The 19495-nt window shown below is 62.6% G+C and carries 16 protein-coding genes; 13 read left to right on the plus strand and 3 right to left on the minus strand.

The window, feature by feature from the left end; all coding sequences use genetic code 11:
* Positions 1 to 18 precede the first annotated feature (18 nt).
* The 3 genes from CD04_RS0113910 to mtgA are packed head-to-tail and all read left to right on the plus strand — an operon-like array spanning position 19 to position 2488.
* Positions 19 to 879, plus strand: coding sequence for a TonB family protein (locus CD04_RS0113910; protein WP_231480641.1), 861 nt, complete (start codon positions 19 to 21; stop codon positions 877 to 879).
* Positions 876 to 1733 carry a shikimate dehydrogenase gene (aroE, locus tag CD04_RS0113915; protein ID WP_031407767.1) on the plus strand — a complete coding sequence of 286 codons (858 nt, stop codon included), beginning with the start codon at positions 876 to 878 and terminating at the stop codon, positions 1731 to 1733. The genes CD04_RS0113910 and aroE overlap by 4 nt, the downstream gene beginning before the upstream one ends.
* Positions 1734 to 1771: 38 nt before the next feature.
* Entirely contained in the window at positions 1772 to 2488 is a 717-nt protein-coding gene (gene mtgA, locus CD04_RS0113920; protein ID WP_031407769.1) for a monofunctional biosynthetic peptidoglycan transglycosylase, read from the plus strand.
* A 56-nt stretch (positions 2489 to 2544) separates the two neighbouring features.
* Here mtgA and hemL read toward each other — a convergent pair whose 3' ends face one another.
* Together hemL and CD04_RS0113930 are read right to left on the minus strand one after the other, a co-directional pair.
* Positions 2545 to 3831 carry a glutamate-1-semialdehyde 2,1-aminomutase gene (gene hemL / locus CD04_RS0113925; RefSeq protein WP_031407772.1) on the minus strand — a complete coding sequence of 429 codons (1287 nt, stop codon included), beginning with the start codon at positions 3829 to 3831 and terminating at the stop codon, positions 2545 to 2547.
* Between the two features lie 71 nt (positions 3832 to 3902).
* Entirely contained in the window at positions 3903 to 4769 is an 867-nt protein-coding gene (locus CD04_RS0113930; RefSeq protein ID WP_231480642.1) for a bifunctional hydroxymethylpyrimidine kinase/phosphomethylpyrimidine kinase, read from the minus strand.
* 160 nt (positions 4770 to 4929) lie between these two features.
* Between CD04_RS0113930 and CD04_RS0113935 the strand changes: the two genes are divergently transcribed.
* The 6 genes from CD04_RS0113935 to CD04_RS0113960 all read left to right on the plus strand — a co-directional run bounded on the left by CD04_RS0113935 (position 4930) and on the right by CD04_RS0113960 (position 15431).
* A complete protein-coding gene (locus CD04_RS0113935; protein WP_031407776.1) occupies positions 4930 to 5082 on the plus strand; it encodes a rubredoxin in 153 nt (50 codons plus the stop codon).
* 70 nt (positions 5083 to 5152) lie between these two features.
* Positions 5153 to 5581, plus strand: coding sequence for a PleD family two-component system response regulator (locus tag CD04_RS0113940; protein WP_031407778.1), 429 nt, complete (start codon positions 5153 to 5155; stop codon positions 5579 to 5581).
* Positions 5578 to 5943, plus strand: a complete 366-nt coding sequence (locus CD04_RS0113945; RefSeq protein ID WP_031407780.1) for a PleD family two-component system response regulator — start codon at positions 5578 to 5580, stop codon at positions 5941 to 5943. The genes CD04_RS0113940 and CD04_RS0113945 overlap by 4 nt, the downstream gene beginning before the upstream one ends.
* Before the next feature lie 95 nt (positions 5944 to 6038).
* Positions 6039 to 6557 carry a chemotaxis protein CheW gene (locus CD04_RS0113950; RefSeq protein ID WP_031407782.1) on the plus strand — a complete coding sequence of 173 codons (519 nt, stop codon included), beginning with the start codon at positions 6039 to 6041 and terminating at the stop codon, positions 6555 to 6557.
* A gap of 94 nt (positions 6558 to 6651) precedes the next feature.
* Entirely contained in the window at positions 6652 to 8829 is a 2178-nt protein-coding gene (locus CD04_RS0113955; RefSeq protein WP_031407784.1) for a methyl-accepting chemotaxis protein, read from the plus strand.
* Positions 8830 to 8891: 62 nt separating this feature from the next.
* Positions 8892 to 15431: an Hpt domain-containing protein gene (locus CD04_RS0113960; protein ID WP_051849304.1), complete on the plus strand. Its 6540-nt coding sequence runs from the start codon at positions 8892 to 8894 to the stop codon at positions 15429 to 15431.
* Between the two features lie 38 nt (positions 15432 to 15469).
* On the opposite strand, the gene CD04_RS0113965 is transcribed toward CD04_RS0113960, so the two are convergent.
* Entirely contained in the window at positions 15470 to 16963 is a 1494-nt protein-coding gene (locus tag CD04_RS0113965) for a deoxyribodipyrimidine photo-lyase (RefSeq protein ID WP_051849490.1), read from the minus strand.
* A gap of 67 nt (positions 16964 to 17030) precedes the next feature.
* On the opposite strand from CD04_RS0113965, the gene CD04_RS0113970 reads away from it, so the two are divergent.
* The 4 genes from CD04_RS0113970 to CD04_RS0113985 are packed head-to-tail and all read left to right on the plus strand — an operon-like array spanning position 17031 to position 19495.
* Positions 17031 to 17606: a YqgE/AlgH family protein gene (locus CD04_RS0113970; RefSeq protein WP_031407789.1), complete on the plus strand. Its 576-nt coding sequence runs from the start codon at positions 17031 to 17033 to the stop codon at positions 17604 to 17606.
* On the plus strand, positions 17599 to 18015 hold the full coding sequence (gene ruvX / locus CD04_RS0113975) for a Holliday junction resolvase RuvX (protein WP_038168410.1): 417 nt from the start codon (positions 17599 to 17601) through the stop codon (positions 18013 to 18015). The genes CD04_RS0113970 and ruvX overlap by 8 nt, the downstream gene beginning before the upstream one ends.
* 2 nt (positions 18016 to 18017) lie before the next feature.
* A complete protein-coding gene (pyrR, locus tag CD04_RS0113980; protein ID WP_031407794.1) occupies positions 18018 to 18542 on the plus strand; it encodes a bifunctional pyr operon transcriptional regulator/uracil phosphoribosyltransferase PyrR in 525 nt (174 codons plus the stop codon).
* On the plus strand, positions 18539 to 19495 hold the full coding sequence (locus CD04_RS0113985) for an aspartate carbamoyltransferase catalytic subunit (RefSeq protein WP_031407796.1): 957 nt from the start codon (positions 18539 to 18541) through the stop codon (positions 19493 to 19495). The genes pyrR and CD04_RS0113985 overlap by 4 nt, the downstream gene beginning before the upstream one ends.

A 19495-nucleotide genomic window follows, 5' to 3' on the forward strand; every position in this document is an offset into this window, starting at 1 on the left:
GCGCTGCGCACCATCCATTTGAGCAAGCTGCAATGGGCACTGGCAGCGTCCGTGGCTGTGCATGGCGCCTTGCTGGCGCTGAAGGCTGGTGCACCCCAGACGTTTAACCGCATGTTCTACGACACGCCACTGTCTGTTGTTCTCGTCAACCAGTCAACTCTTGAAGCACCCGACAAGCCACAGGCACTCGCGCAAGTGAACCTCGCAGGCGGCGGCGATGCGCAGCGGGGCCTCGCCACCACGCCCTTGCCGGCTACGGCTGCGGTTGCTGAGGGCAATGCCCTGGAAAATCAAGCCCGCGCGCTGGCGCGGGAGGAGCAAAGGCAACGTGAGCTCGTGACCCGCGTGAAGAGCCAACTTGTGCAGCTCCAACGCATGGCGTCTCAGCAGACCAAGGCCGATGCTCAGGCGCTGGAAGATCGACGCCAGCGCCTGCTGGATCTACTTGGCGCCATCGAGCGGCGCATCGAACAACAAAACACCAAGCCCCGTCGGCGCTTCGTCGGCCCCAACACCCGGAGCGTGCCCTACGCCGTCTACTACGACAAGATGCGTCAGAAGATCGAGCATCTTGGGACAACCGACTTTCCGGAGCAGGCCGGACGCAAGCTTTACGGCAAGCTCATCATGGCCATCACAGTGGACGCTTCAGGGCGACTCGTCAAAGCGGAAGTGGTGCGCAGCTCTGGCGATCCAATGCTTGATCGGATGGCACGCGCCATCGTCGACGGTGCTCAGCCATTTGGCGACTTCAATGCCAGCATGCGACGCGATGCCGACCAGATTGTCATCATTGCGGCGTTCAACTTTACACGCGAAAGTGGCCTGGAGACACAAATGCAAGCCCAGCCGCAAGATGCCTTGTCTAAAGCGCCATGAGCCATACGGATCTCTACGCCGTGCTCGGCAACCCGATCGCGCACAGCAAGTCACCCCGCATCCACGCCTTGTTCGCTGCACAGTGCGGACACGATCTGCGCTACGAAGCGCGCCTCGTTACGCTGGATGGTTTTGCCGAGGCCTTGGCCGCATTCCGCGCTGAGGGTGGGCAAGGCTGCAACGTCACCGTGCCCTTCAAGTTCGAGGCCGCCCGCCTGGCGCAGCGGCGCTCCCCACGCGCCGAGCAGGCGCAGGCGGCCAACACGCTGGGCTGGAATGACCTAGGACAGCTATGGGGCGACAATACGGACGGCATCGGCTTGGTCCGTGATCTTGCGCGCATCCTCATGCGCCCCGAAGATGGCCTTCTGGCCTCACAGCGTGTTCTGCTTCTGGGGGCGGGCGGCGCCGCTGCCGGAGTATTGGGCGCGCTCATCGAAGCGCGCGCGCAAGCAGTCACGGTATGGAATCGCAGCCCCGAGAATGCCTTGCGTCTCGTCGCGCGCCATGCTTCACTGGCACGCACGCACGGTGTGGCGCTTGAAGCTGCTGCGGTGCCTCCCTTGGGGTTCGACGTGGTGATCAACGCCACCGCGTCCAGCCTTGACGGCACCCTTCTCACGCTTCCGTACGGTCTTCTTCGCCCAGGCGTACTGGCCTACGATTTGATGTATGGCACCGCGCCCACGCCCTTCATCACCCAGGCCCGGGAAGCGGGTGCGCAGGGGCACGACGGCCTTGGCATGCTGGTGGAACAAGCCGGGGAGAGCTACTGGCTCTGGCGCGGCGTGCGCCCCAACACAAGGCCCATTCTCGCGGTGCTGCAAGCCGAACTGGGCGGACGCAACGATTGAGCCTGCAGCGTACTCGCAGCCCTTCCCGCAAGCTCCTCATGACCAAGCGATCCGACAGCCCAACCCTGCGCTCCATCCTTTGGCTTTGCATCGCGGCAATATTGATCCTGCAAGCCTATTTCGCCCTGCGCATCTTGGCGTGGACGGTGACGACGCCCTCGAGCACTGCCTTCATGCGGGCGGCGCAGCTGCGCATCCTGCGTTCCGGCGATGATGTGCCATGGCAGCACGACTGGGTACCCTACGACGCCATCAGCCCCTGGCTCAAGCGCGCCGTGGTGGCGTCGGAGGATGCCACGTTCCTGACAAATGACGGCGTGGACTGGAAAGCGATCCACGAAGCCTGGATCAAGAACCATAGCGTGCGCGACGAGCACCTGCACCGCGTCGTCGGAGGCTCGACCATCACACAGCAGTTGGCCAAGAACCTCTTCCTCTCACCCCAGCGCAGCTACGTGCGCAAAGCTCAAGAACTGGTTATCGCCTATATGCTCGAAGGGATCCTCGGCAAGCGTCGCATTCTGGAAATCTACCTCAACAGCGTCGAATGGGGTGAGGGCATCTACGGCGCCAAGGCCGCGGCCGAGCATTACTTTCATCAGCCCGCATCACGTCTGTCGCACTTGCAGGCGGCGCGCTTGGCTGTCATGCTGCCCGCCCCTCGCTTCTTTGAGCACCATCTTTTCGGCCCCTATATCAACGCTCGCACGGGTGTGATTGCCGCACGAGCCTATCAGGTGCAGATACCGCGCTGAGACACGCCGAGGGGGTCGCACGTCCCCGTCGGCTATTGCGCGCCCCTGTCGGTGTCTCAACCTCGCGCCAGTTCCGCGAACGCTCCATCAGCCGCCGCGAGTGTTGCGGCGATTACGGCCTCGTCGTGTGCCGCCGACACGAAGCCGGCTTCGTACATGCTGGGGGCGAGATACACGCCACGGTCCAGCATCGCGTGGAAGAAGCGCTTGAACAACTCCACATCAGCGCGCGCAATGTCCGGGTAGTTGCGTGGAAGGTCCGTGGCGAAATAAAAGCCGAACATGCCGCCCTCGCTGTCCGTGCGGAAGCCAACGCCGTGGCGGTTGGCTGCCTGCTCCAGGCCCTGCATCAAGCTGCGTGTGGCCGCTGCCAGCCGATCGTAGAAACCAGTGCGCTGGATGAGCCGCAGCTGCGCCATCCCGGCCGCCACGGCCACGGGGTTCCCCGACAAGGTGCCGGCCTGATAAACGCCACCGAGTGGAGACAGTTTGCGCATCACTTCGGCCCTGCCCCCAAAGGCTGCCAGCGGCATGCCGCCCCCGATCACCTTACCCATCACGACCAAGTCAGGCCGCATGCCATAGACCTGCTGCGCACCGCCCAAAGCGACTCGGAACCCCGTCATGACCTCGTCCCATATCAGCAGCGAACCATGTTCAGCACATAGTTCATGGAGGCGCCTGTGCCAGGCGCTGCTGCCGCGAATAAAGTTCATGTTCCCGGCAATGGGCTCAACCATGACGCAGGCAATCTCATGCCCGCGCTCGGCGAACAGCTCTTCGATCTGCGGGATATTGTTGAACTCGAGCACCAGGGTATGCTTGGCCAAGTCGGCCGGCACACCTGCTGAACTTGGATTGCCAAAGGTGAGCAGGCCCGAGCCTGCCTTCACAAGCAGGCTGTCGGCATGGCCGTGGTAGCAACCCTCGAACTTGACGATGGCATCCCGCCCGGTGAAGCCGCGCGCAAGCCGAAGCGCGCTCATCCCAGCCTCGGTGCCACTTGAGACCAACCGCACCATTCCCACCGAAGGCATCAGCGCACATATGGCTTCGGCCATGTCGATTTCATCGGCCGTGGGCGCACCAAAAGACAATGAGCGCGTCGCGGCACGTTGCACCGCCTCGACCACCTCAGGGTGGGCGTGACCCACGATCATGGGCCCCCACGATCCGATGTAGTCGATGTAGCGGCGCCCCTCCACGTCAATCATGTAGGGCCCCTCGGCGCGGTCGATAAATCGGGGTATTCCACCCACCTGGCGAAAGGCACGCACCGGGGAGTTGACTCCGCCAGGTATGGTGCGCTGGGCGCGTTCAAAAAGCTTGGCGTTACTGGTCATGTTGGAAATGTCCCAAGAAAAGACGGCCCGCGCCGGGCAGCAGCAAGGCGTGGTAACCCCAGTGGAAAGCGCTACTGCAGGCTCACCGGGGAGATGGAATCGTCGTCGGCCTCTGGGCCGGTCTGCGCCCAGAAAAAGCGATCGGGCACGAGATGTCCCATACCAGGACGGTATGCGAAATCCAGGCTTTGGTCCAGAAATTCCAGTGCCTCGTGTACCGCTTGGTCAAGCTTGGCACCCGTGGCGAGCAACGCTGCCACGGCAGCCGACAAGGTGTCGCCGGCGCCAGAGAAACCGGCGTCGAACATCTCGAATCGTTCCCGCAGCAACTGGCGCCGTGGGCTGAGCAAGACGTTCTCGACGTGATTCTCGGGCACGAGAATGCCGCTGACCAGCAGGTACTGCACGCCCATGCCCTGCGCTTGCTGCATCAGGGCCTCAGGTGTTGGAGGCTCTTCGCGCTCCACGTCGGGGAAAAGGAACTGGGTGAGCGCGGTGTGATTGCCGCAAAGCACGCGTGTTTGAGGCAACACCAATTCCTGCATGGCTTTGATGTACTCCTCGGCTTGGGCTTCGTCCAAAGCCTGCAGATTGCCGATATACGTGACAAGCGGCACCTGCGAATAGTCCGCCAGAAGTTCGGCCACGGCGCTGACCACTTCCACGCTGCCGAGGAATCCCACTTTCCATGCCGCCAGCTCGACATCTTCAAGCACGGCGCGTGCCTGCTCAACCACGGCGTCGGCCTCGACTTCGACGATATCGAAAATCTCGGCCGTGTCGCGCACCCAGATGCAAGTCGTCACGGGCAATGCGTGGCAACCCACAGCAGCGCACACGGCCTGGTCGGCGGCCAGTCCAGCGGCGCCGCTGGGGTCGGCCGCATTGAAGGCCATCACGGCCGGCGGGGATTCTGGTGCTTCAGTCGAATTGGGCATGATGGAATCGGGATGGATGAGAACGAACAAAGGACGCGGCCATACCCGCAGCCGCACTTGGTATGCAGGACGCCACAACGCCCGCCTACCTCTTCATAGAATGATTGAATCTTATGCCAGAGGACGATACGCTGTGACACAACCCGATTACAAGACGTGGATGTGCCTGATCTGCGGCTACATTTATCAAGAACAAGAAGGTCATCTGGAAAGCGGCCTTGCTCCAGGCACGCGCTGGGCGGATGTTCCGATCAACTGGACCTGCCCGGAATGCGGAGCCCGCAAGGACGACTTCGAAATGGTGCAGATCTGAGCGCCTGCTGCGGGCCTCGTGGGTTTTGTGCCTCGGTTCTTCACCCCTTCATACTCTTTGGAGACCCTGCTTGAGTACGGCCAACGGTTCCTTCAAGGTGTTGGTGATTGATGACAGCAACACCATCCGTCGCAGTGCGGAAATCTTCCTCAAGCAGGCCGGCTACAAGGTCTTGCTGTCGGAAGACGGTTTCGATGCGCTGTCCAAAGTCAACGACACCATGCCTGACATCATCTTCTGCGACATTCTCATGCCTCGCCTTGATGGTTACCAGACTGTGGCGATCATCAAGCGCAGCCCACGCCATGCCGCAATTCCGGTGGTGATGCTCTCATCCAAGGACGGCGTGTTCGACAAGGCGCGGGGCCGGATGGTCGGTGCCGAGGCGTATCTCACAAAGCCGTTCACCAAAGATCAGTTGCTGCAAGCCGTGGACAACTACCGCCACGCAGCAGACGCTTCCAGCACCACTTCCAGCACCAGCACAACGAACCCATGAGTATCCGCAAAATCCTCATCGTCGACGACTCGCGCACCGAGCTCTACTTCCTGTCCGACCTCCTGAACAAGAATGGCTACACCGTCAGCACCGCCGAAAACGGCGAGCAGGCGATGGCACAGCTCGCAGCGGACAAGCCTGACCTGATTCTCATGGACGTCGTGATGCCGGGGCAAAATGGCTTCCAGCTGACCCGTCAGATCACCCGCAATCCGGCTTACAGTGAAGTGCCCGTGATCATGTGCACCAGCAAGAATCAGGAGACCGACAGGCTCTGGGCGATGCGTCAGGGTGCGCGCGACTTCGTCACGAAGCCGGTGGACCCGCACGACCTGCTGAGCAAGATCATGGCACTTCCCTGATGGCGCATCCATGCTGCTGCCCTTCAGCATCACCCCTCGTTTGATTTCACAACGCCCCCGGGCCGTTCCGCGCCGCCTCAATCCTCCTTCATGCCATGGCACGCAGTAGTCTGATTGAATTTCAGGGGCAGCTAGCCTCGCGCCTGCAAGCCGCACAGCAGACGCAGAGCGAATCGCGTTGGTTGGCCGTGCTCGCCGGCCCACAGCGCTTTCTGCTTCCGCTATCCCAGTCCGGCGAGATCTCGGCGTATGAAGTGCCTGCGGCTTTGCCGCACGCACAGCCGTGGTTTGCCGGTCTGGTCAACCTTCGGGGCGTACTTTGCGGAGTCGTCGACTTGGCAGCTTTTCTCGGCATTGCACGGGCGAGCGCGATACGCAATCATGCCCAGAGTCGCTTCATTCAGTTTTCCCCCCAGCTGGAAATCAACGCCGTCTTGCTGGTTGACCAACTCGCAGGTCTGCGCACCCCCGGGCAGTTCATGGTGGATGAAAGCGCCCCTGCAAGCACCGAATCGTGGCTTGGCATGGGCCTGCGCGACGCGTCCGGCTCAAGATGGCGTGAGCTCAATCTGGCGGCTCTGGCCGACGACCCACGCTTCCTGAGCGTTGTTTAATTGACACACGCGTTCGCGATACCGCCTCGTCAGGCCCATCGTTCAATTTCCCATCCGATCATTTCCCCACATCAGACGTCACGCCGGAGTCCCCATGGCCCTGTTTTCCCTGTTCGGTTCCAAGCATCCCGTTGAGGCATCCACCGCCATCACCGACGCTAGCGCATCCATGTCATCCACCGTGCAAATGGAAGGGAACCCCACAGAGACGAGCCCCGCCACGAATGGCCCCTCACCCCTTCCTTTGATCGGCAATCGGCCTGTGGGCGAGCAGCAGCGCTTGCTGGCCGTGGTGCTGATCGTCGCCGTGATTTTGGTTGGCCTCGGCCTGGCCGTCACGCTACGCGTTGCCTCGAGCTCGGCCAAGCGGCTGGACACGACGGGCGACGCTCTGATGCAGTCCCAGCGTGTTGCCAAATCCATCAGTGCCGCCTTGCTCGGATCCAATGAGGGTTTCGGCGAACTCAAGACCAGCGCCGAGGCGCTGAACGCCGACATGCAACACCTGAGCGGAGACGCAACATTGGGTGCGGCTGGTTCGGATTTGGCCAAATTGCAACCCCTCGTAAACACCACGGTCGAAAACGCTCGGGCCGTGGTGAAGTTGGAGCCTGTGCTGACCCAGACGAACAATGCGCTGCGCAAGGTGAACCGCCAATCCGACAGCCTGCTGGAAACCACCGAAACGATCACGTCGCTGATGCTGCAGCAAAATGCCCCGGCCGCCGACATTGCGGCAGCAAGCCAGCTCAATATGCTGACCCAGCGCATTGGCAAATCTGCGAATGAATTCCTGTCCTTTGAGGGCGTGAGTCCCGAGGCCGTGTTTGCGCTGGGCAAGGACCTCAACACGTTCAACGACCTTTCCAAGGGCCTGCTCGATGGCGACGCCAATTTGCAGCTCAGCGCCGCGCGGGACCCGCAACTGCGCGCGCAGCTCAGCGCCCTGGCGAAGAATTTTGGGGCGACTCGCCAGCTTGCAACATCCATCTTGGCCAATCTGCAAGGCCTGAGCAGCGCTCGCGTGGCCCAAGCTGCCGTCGTGAAGGACTCGGTGCCCCTGCTGGCAGGTCTTCAAGATCTGCAGCAGCAGTATTCGTCCCAGGCCGGCGTGAGTATGCCCGCCCTGCTGTTCCTCGTCGCCATGGCCTTTCTAGCACTGTTGGCCCTGGTCGGTTTGGCACGCCTGTACGTCCAGGAAACCCGGCAACGGACGCTGCAATCCGAGCTGCAGCGCCAGCAGGCCGAGCGCCAGGAATTGGAGGCACGGCGAACCAACGAAGCCAACCAGTCGGCGATCTTGCGTTTGATGAATGAACTGCAGAACGTGGCCGAAGGCGATCTCACGCAGCAGGCGACGGTGACTGAGGACATCACCGGAGCCATCGCCGACTCGGTGAACTACACCGTCGAGGAGCTGCGCAACCTGGTGTCTCAGGTGCAGTCCACCGCCGACCAAGTCAGCCGCGCATCCACGCAGGCACAGACGACGTCCGGCAACTTGCTGAAGTCATCCGAGCAGCAACTGGTGGAAATCCGCGAAACGGGCCAATCGGTGCTCGACATGGCCGAGCGCATCAATACCGTGTCGGCGCAAGCCCAGCAGTCGACCGACGTGGCGCGTCAGTCACTAGCCGCCGCCGAGCAAGGCCTGCAGGCGGTGCGCAACTCCATCGAGGGCATGAACTTGATCCGAACCCAGATCCAGGACACGTCCAAACGCATCAAGCGCCTTGGCGAATCATCCCAGGAAATTGGTGAGATCACGGAGCTGATCTCTGACCTTACCGAACAGACCAACGTGTTGGCGCTCAATGCTGCCATCCAGGCGGCCTCGGCAGGCGACGCGGGCCGCGGGTTCTCCGTCGTGGCTGAGGAAGTGCAGCGTTTGGCGGAGCGCTCGGCTGAAGCGGCCAAACAAATTGCGGCGCTGGTCCGCGCGATTCAAACAGACACCCAGGACGCCGTGGCGGCCATGGAGAAGAGTACTCAAGGCGTGGTTGAAGGCGCCAAGCTGTCGGATAACGCCGGTGCCGCGCTGGCGGAGATTGACCGCGTGTCGCGTCAACTTGCCGATCTGATTCAACGCATTTCCGAACAGACGCTCACCGAGGCGCAATCGGCCAACAAGGTGGCTGGCAACATCCAGCACATCTTCGCGGTTACCGAGCAGACCAGCCAGGGCACCCGTTCCACCGCCGATCTTGTGGCCGAGTTGGCGCGTGTGGCAGAAGCGCTGCGTGAGTCCGTATCACGATTCAAGATTGCCTAACCGGCCAGCTTTCGATCAAGCAACACGACCGCCCAACTCCCCGCTCACGCGCGCCACATGGCATGAACCTCGCCGTCTCGACAACGCCCTCCCCCCTGCAGCTGGACGCCGGACCTTTGGCCTGGGTTATTGAGCAGGTGCGCGATAACCTTCTGGCCGCCCTCGCTGCCGTACGCAAGAACCAGCAGTTGCGCGTGCTAAGCCAAGGCGATGACTCCCAATTGGCCAGCGGAAGCCTGCTGCACGCCCGTCATCAAGTCCACCAAGCTGCGGGCGCCATCGATCTACTTGGCTTTTTCGCTGCGGCGCGTCTGGCCCAAGCGGCGGAACGTGTGCTCACGCGTTACATCGATCATCCCGAAGGCTTCGACGATGGCGCACAATCCACACTGCAATCCGGGCTGCACGCCCTGCTTGACTACCTTGATGCCCAACGCAGCGGCAAACAAGAACCCGCGCTCAAGCTCTTCAAGCAGTACCGCGATCTGGTGGAACGCGCCGGCGGTGAGGCCGCCCACCCGGCGGATCTGTGGGACGTGGACTGGACCTGGCCGGCGCATGACGATCGCCAGCCGCTTGCCCAGCCCCTGCAGCAGCGCGATCGAGCAGAGTACGAACGCGCGCTGCTTGACGTCTTGCGCCAGCGTGACCTGCCCCAGGCCTCTGCCGCACTCATCGCTGTAGCGCGCAGTGCCCAAGCCAAGGCCAGTGGTCATGAACGCACGCTTTGGTGGCTGGCGGAAGGATTTTTCGAGGCGCTCGGCGCTGGTCTTGTCCCTGCCGATGTCTATGCCAAGCGCCTTTGCAACCGCCTCAACCTGCAATTAAAGGGCTTGCTTGCGGACCAGCAACTGCCCTCTCAGCGCCTTGCCCACGAATTGCTGTTTTTTTGCGCCCAGGCCATCGGTCGGGCGCCAGACGAGTCCACCCTGCCCCTTGCCTTGCGTGCCATCGGCACGGCCATGCACCTGGGTGACGAGCAGGCCGTGGACTACCAGCGGGCGTACTTCGGCCTGCTCGATCCGGGGCTGATCCAGCAGGCACGCAAACGCATCGTGCAGGTCAAGGACGGCTGGTCCCAACTCAGCAACGAAGACTTCTCGCGGATTGGAAAGCTTGTTGACTCGGCGCAACTCCTCACCCAGTCGCTGCGCGAGATTGCAAAGGGTTCGGAGGTGCTGCCCGCCGCGATTGAACGCATGGTGCGAGCGATCTCGGAACAACGCGATTTGCTCACCCCCGATCGCGTCCTTGAGGTCGCCACATCGCTGCTTTTTCTGGAGGCCTCGTTTTCGCATTTCCAAGTCGACGACCCCGAGTTCCTGCCCCGTGCCCTGGAGCTTGCGCAGCGCCTGGAGCGAAGCGCCGCGGGTGCCGCCGCCGGCATCTTTGCGCCTTGGATGGAGGATCTCTATCGCCGGTCGTCTGAAAGCCAGACCCTTGGCAGCGTCGTGCACGAGCTGCGGCATGACATGGGCACTGTTGAACGTCTGCTTGACGCCTATTTCCGCGACCCCAGCACACAGCCCGAGCTGGCGCCCGTGCCCAAGCTGCTGGCGCAGATGCGGGGCGTGCTATCTGTGCTTGGCATGGACGTCGGGGCTCAAGCACTCAGCTCGATTCGAAACACGATTGAGGAGATCATCAGCCGGCCGCCCGCCGAAGAGCAGGCCCGTGCAGCCGGAGGCGTGTTCGACCGATTAGCAGGCAATATCGGCACGCTGGGCTTCATGGTGGACATGCTGGGCTACCAGCCCGAGCTCGCCAAAACGCTGTTCAGGTTCGATGCCTCCACAGGGGAACTGCGCGCGATCGTGCCCAGCACCCCTCACACTGCGCCGCCAAGTTCGCGCCAAGACCTGCAGCGGCAAGCTGCCCTGCTGGCTGACTCCCTCGATCAAGGCCTTGGCACCGAGCAAGCGGCAGGGCGTATTGATCGTCTGCGCATGGAGGCGACGATCGCCCGGGAGGCCGATCTTTCGGCACAATTGGGGCAGGTGCGTGAATTGCTTGATGCCGGCCACGACGGCCGTACGGCGGCCGAATCGTTGCGCGCCACGGCGATCGAGTCGGGCGCCCACGCCGCGCCGGCGTTCGCGCCAACGGCCATCCCTTCGGTAGCCACCCACACGGCCGCAAGCGACGCGACACCAGCGTCGGTGACGCCTGCTGCAGACACCACCACGCCCCCGTTTGCCGCCACCGAGGAAGATGACCACGACCTGCTCGACATTTTCCTTGAGGAAGCTGAAGAAGTGATCGTCGCAGGCCATGCGGGCGTGCAGCAACTGCGCACTCACGCAAGCGACGATGGGACGCTGAACGCTGTGCGGCGGGCCTTTCACACCCTCAAGGGCAGCTCGCGCATGGTTGGCCTCAGTGACTTTGGGGAAGCGGCCTGGGAGCTGGAACAGGTGTTCAACCAGGTTCTGGCCGAACAGCGTTCTGCCTCCGCTGCCGTCCTGGAATTGGCAGAAAGAGCTTTCACTGACCTCGAAGCCTGGACTCGAGCCCTACGATCTGGCGACGCAAGCGCTTTTTCGAGCGCGGCACTTTGCGAGGCCGCTCGCGCCATGCGTGGTCTGCCGTCAGTCCACCCTGTCGCATCCCCAAGCCCGGCAAAGGCAGCCTCCACCGATGCACAGCCCGCGCAAGTCCAGACGCAAGAGGCCCACCCCGAGCAAGGGGTTCCGGAACCCGAGTTCGTCGACACTTGGCCAACAGGGCTTCCTCATGACGTCCCAATGCACGATGAGACGGCGGATCTCCCTGCAACCGCGTACGCCTCCGCAGACCATTCTTCACAGCTGTATTCAGCACCGGATACGCCTCATGTTCGTGGTGAGCAGCGTAGCGACGTCGAGCCGTTTGAACTCGTCTCCTGGTCGCCAGCAGCACCTGAGTCGTCACTATCCGAGGCCGAAGCGGCAAGTGCTTCTGCGCCGCAGGACGCCTCAGCCGTCGGCTCGCCAACCCTGGCGTTTCCCCCACTCGAGTTGCCCGACGCCGCACTGTTCGAACTCAATTTCGCGCCGGAATCAGCCGAGCCCGCAATTCAGTCCGCCTTAAGCCCAGCGCAGACTCCTCCCCATGTTCCTCCGGCCGAGCAAGGCCATGAACAGCCGTCCGCATTGAGCGCATCCGAGTCAGGCATTGACAGCGCTGTCGGCACACCGGGGGCTTTCCACACGTCAGCCGCGGAAGTGTCTGGAAGCAGCAACGTGGAATTCCACGAATTCGATGCTCAAGCTTTCGACAGCCTATTTGCACCCGCTGAGGCGGTGGCTCCGCAGGACCTCCCGCCGCTGGTCTCGGCGTCAGATATGGGCTCGAGTTTGGGCCAGCCCAGTTCTGTGGAAGTCCCGGCAAACGGTACGCCTGGCGGTGATCAACCCGTTGCGATTGATGCAGCGGCGCCAGTTTTCGTCCACGAACGCGACGAGACCGCACCGCCCCCCGCCGCGCAGAGTCCGAGCGCGCAGCCTGCCGAGCCTCCGGTCTCGACCCCGGCACCGCAAGGGCAACCGCCCGTGGCCCAGATCTTCACGCTAGAAGCGCACCGCCCCACTCAGCCGGCGCCCGACGAAAACATCAAAGTCGTGGGCGACCTGCGCATTCCCATTCCCCTGTACACCATCTACCTCAATGAGGCGGATGAACTCGTACGCCGGTTGGGCAACGACATCTCCGCTTGGTCGCTACAGCCATCCACTCCCATCGCTGAGGAAATCGCCGCCGCTGCCCACCAGTTGCGGGGCAGCTCGCGCACGGTCGGCCTGCAAAGCGTGGGGCAGATGGCTGAGTGGCTCGAGCAGGCCTTGGCATTGCAGCGCGAACAGCCCTCCGCACTGCAGCCACAGGACCCTGCTCTTCTGGTGCAAGTAACTGACGACATTCGGCGTTTACTGCATCAATTTGCCGCCGGCTTCCTGCGCCCCCCGTTGGAGGATCTTGTCGAAGCCCTGCAAGCCTTCGTTTACCGCCTGCAGCACCACAACGTCTCAACAAGCTCGACACTGCCCGAGGACGCCGCACGAGCGGCTGCACCTGCGGTTTCGGAAACCCCGGAAGCTGAGCAGGAATCCGTCACTGTCGCGACGAACCCTGTTCCGGCCCCCTCCGAGGCTGTCATTGCGGTAGCTGACCTCACGCTGCGCGACAGCATCGACCCCGAACTCTTTCCTTTTTTCGAAGACGAAGCCAGCGAGATCCTGCCTGGACTGTCAGGTGCGCTACGGCAGTGGGAGAGCCACCCGGATGACAGCACAGCACCCAAAATGGCCATGCGATTGCTGCATACGTTCAAGGGCAGCGCGCGCATGGCGGGCGCCATGGCTCTGGGGGATCTCGCGCATAGTCTCGAGTCGGACATCGAGGCGCTACTCGCCACCGACTCGGACGTCCCAAGCGAACAGTCTCTGCTTGAACTCATCGCTCGCCAGGATGCCCTCAACGCCCGCTTCGAACGCCTACGCGAGGCGAGCAGCCGCGGTGAAGCCGAACTCGGGGAACTGCACGTCGAACTCGGCCTGCAAGAGCAGGACGTTGCCCGCTCCGAGACGACGCCGCAACCGGCCGAGATCGCACCGACCACCACGATCGCAGAGACCGCTGATGCCCACGGCACCAGAGACGCCGTGGCGACGAGCGGTCAACCGGCGCCGCAGCCTTTGACCCTGACCCGCGTCGCTGGGGCCAACGTTCGTGTTGCGGCCCAGCCGGTGCGCGTGCGGGCGGCGTTGCTGGACCGACTGGTCAACCAGGTGGGTGAGGTCAGCATCGCGCGCGCGCGCCTGGACAATGAGTTCGGTCTTATCCGTGCCAGCACACGTGATCTCGGTGACAACCTGGAGCGTCTGCGTGCTCAAGTGCGCGACATCGAGCTGCAAGCTGATGCCCAGATGGCTGCACGGGCGCAGGCAGCGCGCGAGGACGGGCGCGACTTCGACCCGCTGGAGTTCGACCGCTTCACGCGATTCCAGGAGCTCACGCGCATGATGGCCGAGTCGGTGAACGACTTGGCCTTGGTGCAAACCACCCTCAGCCGTACTCTGCAGTCCACCGATGACAATTTAATTCGGCAAGCGCGCCTCACGCGCGAGTTGCAGCGCGACCTTTTGCGTACGCGCATGGTCGAGTTCGACAGCATTTCCGAACGGCTATACCGCACGGTGCGCCAAGCGGGCAAAGACGCCGGCAAATCGGTGCGATTGGATATACAGGGCGGCACAATTGAAATCGACCGGGGCGTGCTTGACCGCATGGCCCCGACTTTTGAGCACATTCTGCGCAACGCCGTCGCGCACGGCCTGGAAAGCTCGACGGTGCGCGAGGCCGCCGGCAAGCCCCTAGCAGGCACCATCACCCTCCGTTTGCACCAGGAGGGCAGCGAAGTCGTGGTGTCCATCGCCGATGACGGCGCCGGCCTCGACTACGCAGCGATCGAACGCAAGGCACGCGCGACCGGGCTGCTCCAGCCCGATGAAAGCGTCGATGAAGCCCAGCTGCGCGAGCTGATCTTCCGCCCTGGTTTTTCGAGCACGGAGCAGACCACAGAGATGGCCGGCCGTGGCGTAGGCCTGGACGTCGTGCGGACAGATACCCGAGCATTGGGCGGCCGGGTCGAACTCGACTCCGTGCCCGGTCAGGGCACCACGTTCACCCTGGTGTTGCCGCTGACCACTGCAGTCACGCAGGTTGTGCTTCTGCGAGCTGGCGAGAAGGCATATGCCGTGCCGGCAAGCTTGGTGGATTTGGTGCTGCGTCTCAAGCCTGCGGAAGTGGCCGCTGCCAATCGGCATCGCCAGCTCGACCACAACGGACAGCCTTTGCCGTTTTATTGGCTCGGTGCCCTGACGGCTGATTCCGGTGCGAGCGCCGATCAGCCCGGGCGCACCACACCGGTTGTACTCATCCGCAGCGCTGCGCAGCGCTTGGCGCTTCAAGTCGACGAGGTGTTGGGAAACCAGGAAGTTGTGGTCAAGAACCTGGGGCCACAGCTCTCGCGCGTTCCTGGTTTGGCCGGCATTTCCGTACTCCCCAACGGAAACCTGGTTTTGATCTACAACCCGGTGGCACTTGCCGCGGTGTATGGCGAACAATCGGTACAGCGCATGGAAGAGGCGGCGCTCGACGTGGCACCAGTCGCGCCAGGCGCAGCATCGCCCGTCAGCACCTTGGGAGGATCGTTTATCCCTCAGGCGACCACGCCCGCGCACGCAGTCGGTAACACGGTGCTTGTCGTGGATGACTCCATTACCGTGAGGCGCGTTACTCAGCGCTTCCTCAGCCGCAATGGTTACGTCGTCGTGCTGGCCAAGGACGGGTTGGACGCGCTCGAGCAGTTGCAAGGCGCATTGCCCGATGTCGTGCTCACCGATATCGAGATGCCGCGCATGGACGGCTTTGATCTCACGCGCAACATCCGCGCCGATGAGCGTACGCGTCACCTGCCCGTCATCATGATCACGTCGCGCATCGCCGATAAGCACCGAAACTATGCGCAGGAGCTGGGTGTGAATCACTATCTGGGCAAGCCCTATTCGGAAGATGAGCTTCTAGGCCTGATTCGCAACTACATGCCGCAAAATACGGTGCACTGAACGGGCGAAGGCCGCTGCGCGCCCGGCAGCGGCATCGGTCACGCTTGTGGGTTGTCGCGACGGCTCACAGCCGCATAGCGCTTTAGCGTGCGCTCGCGCGCGCGCGAATGGTCCACCACTGGAAGGGGGTAATCCGTGCCCAGGCGCACACCCGCTTGCCGTAGAAGTAAAGGCTGGGCCTGCCAAGGCGCGTGGATGCATGCGTCCGGAAGTCCTGCGAGCTCCGGTACATAGCGCCGGATGAAACGTCCCTCCGGGTCAAACTTCTTACTCTGCGCAATCGGGTTAAAAATCCGGAAATACGGTTGCGCGTCACACCCGGTTGACGCCACCCACTGCCAGCCGCCGTTGTTGGCTGCCAGATCGAAATCGTTGAGCTTCAAGGCAAAATAGCGCTCGCCGCGGCGCCAGTCCAGTCCCAAGTCCTTGACAAGAAAACTGGCTGTCACCATTCGCAGTCGGTTGTGCATGTACCCTGTGGCATTGAGTTGGCGCATGGCCGCGTCCACCAGCGGGTAGCCTGTGCGGCCTTCGCACCATGCAGCAAAGAGCTCGGGATCATCGTCCCATTGGAGGTTGTCGAACTCGGGCTTGAATGCGTGCGCCACAACCTGTGGGTAGTGGTGCAGGATCTGAACGTAAAAGTCCCGCCAGACAAGCTCTGACAGCCAAATGGCAGCGCCGTGGCTGCCTGCTTGCATGCGTCGCCAAGCCTCGCGCGCCAATTCGCGCACGCTAATGGTGCCGAACCGAAGGTGCACGGACAAATAGCTCGGCCCCTTGGCTGCCGGATAGTCGCGCGCATCCGCATAGGCGTCGATGCGCTGCAGGAAATCGGCGAACAAGGTCTGCGCCCCACTGCTGCCTGTGGGAAGTCCTGGAGGAAGCGCAGCCGCCGGATCGAAGCCAATGGCCGTCAGGGCGGGTAGCTTTGGGGGCTGCTCGAAGGACAGGATGTGCTTGGAAAGACCGGTGCATTCCAGCCCAGCGAAATCGGCAAGATCCCGATCACGCACGTGCTTGAACCAAGCATTCTTATAGGGCGTGAACACGCTGTACGGTCGGCCTTTTCCAGTCATAATTGCGAGCGGATCGACCATGACATGATCGCAAAAGGCGTGGAACTCCAGCCCGAGTCCGGCCAGTAACCCAGCGACCTCGGCATCGCGCTGCACGGCCAGCGGCTCATAGTCACGGTTGGCGTACACGGCCCGGGCTTGAATTCTTGCCGCAAGACGGGGAATGCACTCCGCCGCCCTGCCATGCTCGACAAGCAGCGAGGACCCCATGTGGCGCAGAGCCTGATCGACTTCGGCCAGGCTTGCGTGAATGAACGCCAGCCGCCGGTCGACGTGCGCTCCCTGCTCCAGTAGCGGCTGCAGGATATCGGGGTCGAACACAAAGGCGAGCGCCACCCGCCGCGCGTGGCGAAGCGCATGATGCAAAGCGGCATGGTCACTCAGCCGCAGGTCGCGTCGCAGCCAGACCAAGGCCGTGCCGTCATGGATGGGATGTGTTGCAGAGGCATGCATGGCAGCGGCGCTTGTGGTCATCGGGACCAGCCCCCATGGGCCGGACGCGCAGCGATAATATGGCGCCATGAATCCCCGTGCCGACGCTTCCAATTTGAGCAACCAGTTTCTCATCGCCATGCCCGGCACGGCCGACTCATCGTTTTCCGGCGCGGTCATCTACGTGTGCGAGCATTCCTCTCGCGGCGCCCTTGGGTTGGTGATCAACCGACCAACCGATATCACGCTCAAGGATCTGTTCGAACGGGTCGACCTACGACTGGACGAACCCCGCCTCGCGGAGCAAACCGTGTACTACGGTGGACCGGTGCAGACCGAACGGGGGTTCGTGTTACACGACGCCACGGAGCACACCTACGCGTCCACGCTGCAAGTGGCAGGTGGCCTGCAGATGACCACCTCGAAGGACGTGCTGGAGCACATTGCAGCAGGTCAGGGCCCGGCACGCTTTTTCGTGGCGCTGGGCTATTCGGGCTGGAGTGCCGGGCAATTGGAGGATGAGATCGCCCACAACGGATGGCTCACGGTTGAGGCCGACGCAAGCATCGTCTTTGATGTCTCGGTTGAGCACCGCTTCGATGCCGCAATGTCGCTTATGGGGATTTCCTCCGTGAGTCTGTCACAAATTGCCGGACATGCCTGAAACCCTGGCGACGCAGCCCCACACCCCTTGCTTGGTGATGGGGTTTGACTATGGCGAAAAACGCATCGGCGTAGCCATTGGCAACACGCTCACCTCGGGCGCCCGCGCGCTGCAAAGCGTGCGCGCCGACCGACGTGACGCCCGGTTCGAGGCCATTGGCAGGCTGATCGCGCAATGGGAGCCGAAGCAGCTTGTCGTTGGGCTGCCGCTGTCGCGGGAAGGCGCCGAGCAGTTACGCACGACCCAGGCACGGCGCTTCGCCCACCAATTGCATGGCCGATTCCAACTGCCGGTTGCCATGGTGGACGAGCGCTATACCTCGCGCGCCGCCGAAGATGCCGGCGCCGATGACGTCGACGCCGAATCGGCCCGGCTCATTCTGGAACAATACCTGCAGAATCCAACCTGAATATGCTCACTCCCCCAGACGCGGAAGCCCTGTACGCCAGGCTTCTTGAAAAAATGCGCTCCTGGATCGCCGATCACGCGATACAGCCAACCATCGTCGGCATCTATTCCGGCGGCGCGTGGCTGGCCGAGCGGCTTCATGCCGACCTGGCACTTGCGTCCCCCCTAGGCGTCGTCTCGTCCACATTCCACCGCGACGACTTCGCCACCCGCGGCCTGCACCCAAGCGCCAATCGCACCGCCCTGCCATTCGACGTCAATGGTCGTGCCATCCTTCTGGTCGACGACGTGCTCTACACGGGTCGCACCACGCGCGCCGCGATCAACGAACTTTACGACTTCGGTCGCCCCGCCCGCGTGGATTTGGCCGTGCTCGTGGATCGTGGGGGACGAGAGCTGCCCATCTGCGCCCAAATCGCCTCCACCCAAATCGCGCTACCCGCTGATTGCATGCTGACCCTTGTGCGCGATGACACCCGTGCCGACACGACGCGACTGGTGTTCCGCATGGAGGCCAGGCCGCGATGAGCACGCACCCCCAACTCAACCGTAACGGCGAACTGCGCCACCTGTTGTCCATCGAAGGCCTGCCGCGCGACGTCCTCCTGCATATCATGGACACCGCGCAGGGTTTCATGAGCTTTGGGGACCGCGAGGTCAAGAAGGTGCCGCTGCTGCGCGGCAAGAGCGTGTTCAATTTGTTTTTCGAGAACTCCACGCGCACGCGCACCACCTTCGAGATCGCCGCGCAGCGGTTATCTGCGGACGTTTTCAACCTCGATATTCAGCGCTCATCCACGTCCAAGGGAGAGTCGCTGCTTGACACCATAGCGAATTTGGAGGCGATGGACGCCGACATTTTTGTCGTGCGTCACGCACAAAGCGGTGCGCCTTATCTCATCGCCCAGCACACCCCACCGCATGTGCATGTCGTGAATGCAGGCGATGGACGCCACGCGCACCCGACGCAGGGGCTTCTGGACATGGCCACCATCCGCCACTACAAACCCGATTTTTCCTCGCTCACCGTCGCCATCGTCGGAGACATCGTGCATTCGCGCGTGGCGCGCTCGGCGATCTTCGCCCTCACGACCCTGGGCGTACCGGAAGTGCGGGTGGTCGGCCCGAAGACGCTGGTACCCGGCGACTTGCGCCCAATGGGTGTGCGCATATGCCACGATATCCGCGAAGGTCTGCAAGGCGCGGATGTCATCATGATGCTACGCCTGCAAAACGAACGCATGTCGGGTGGCCTGCTGCCTTCGGCAAGCGAATTTCACATGACATATGGGCTTACCCCCGAGCGGTTGGAGCTTGCCAAACCCGACGCGATTGTCATGCATCCCGGACCAATCAACCGCGGCGTGGAAATCGCGTCCAGCGTTGCCGACGGGCCCCAAAGCGTCATTCTGATGCAAGTGCGCTTCGGCGTGGCTGTCCGTATGGCCGTGCTATCGATCATTGCCAACACCGCTGCCTGA

The sequence above is a fragment of the Thiomonas sp. FB-Cd genome, assembly GCF_000733775.1.
Taxonomy (GTDB): domain Bacteria; phylum Pseudomonadota; class Gammaproteobacteria; order Burkholderiales; family Burkholderiaceae_C; genus Thiomonas_A.

Excerpts from the sequence above, each read along its gene's own strand:
- aroE (WP_031407767.1), top strand. The coding sequence starts at position 876 with ATGAGCCATACGGATCTCTACGCCGTGCTCGGCAACCCGATCGCGCAC.
- mtgA (WP_031407769.1), top strand. The coding sequence starts at position 1,772 with ATGACCAAGCGATCCGACAGCCCAACCCTGCGCTCCATCCTTTGGCTT.
- hemL (WP_031407772.1), bottom strand. The coding sequence starts at position 3,831 with ATGACCAGTAACGCCAAGCTTTTTGAACGCGCCCAGCGCACCATACCT.
- CD04_RS0113930 (WP_231480642.1), bottom strand. The coding sequence starts at position 4,769 with ATGCCCAATTCGACTGAAGCACCAGAATCCCCGCCGGCCGTGATGGCC.
- CD04_RS0113935 (WP_031407776.1), top strand. The coding sequence starts at position 4,930 with ATGTGCCTGATCTGCGGCTACATTTATCAAGAACAAGAAGGTCATCTG.
- CD04_RS0113945 (WP_031407780.1), top strand. The coding sequence starts at position 5,578 with ATGAGTATCCGCAAAATCCTCATCGTCGACGACTCGCGCACCGAGCTC.
- CD04_RS0113950 (WP_031407782.1), top strand. The coding sequence starts at position 6,039 with ATGGCACGCAGTAGTCTGATTGAATTTCAGGGGCAGCTAGCCTCGCGC.
- CD04_RS0113955 (WP_031407784.1), top strand. The coding sequence starts at position 6,652 with ATGGCCCTGTTTTCCCTGTTCGGTTCCAAGCATCCCGTTGAGGCATCC.
- CD04_RS0113960 (WP_051849304.1), top strand. The coding sequence starts at position 8,892 with ATGAACCTCGCCGTCTCGACAACGCCCTCCCCCCTGCAGCTGGACGCC.
- CD04_RS0113965 (WP_051849490.1), bottom strand. The coding sequence starts at position 16,963 with ATGCATGCCTCTGCAACACATCCCATCCATGACGGCACGGCCTTGGTC.
- CD04_RS0113970 (WP_031407789.1), top strand. The coding sequence starts at position 17,031 with ATGAATCCCCGTGCCGACGCTTCCAATTTGAGCAACCAGTTTCTCATC.
- ruvX (WP_038168410.1), top strand. The coding sequence starts at position 17,599 with ATGCCTGAAACCCTGGCGACGCAGCCCCACACCCCTTGCTTGGTGATG.
- pyrR (WP_031407794.1), top strand. The coding sequence starts at position 18,018 with ATGCTCACTCCCCCAGACGCGGAAGCCCTGTACGCCAGGCTTCTTGAA.
- CD04_RS0113985 (WP_031407796.1), top strand. The coding sequence starts at position 18,539 with ATGAGCACGCACCCCCAACTCAACCGTAACGGCGAACTGCGCCACCTG.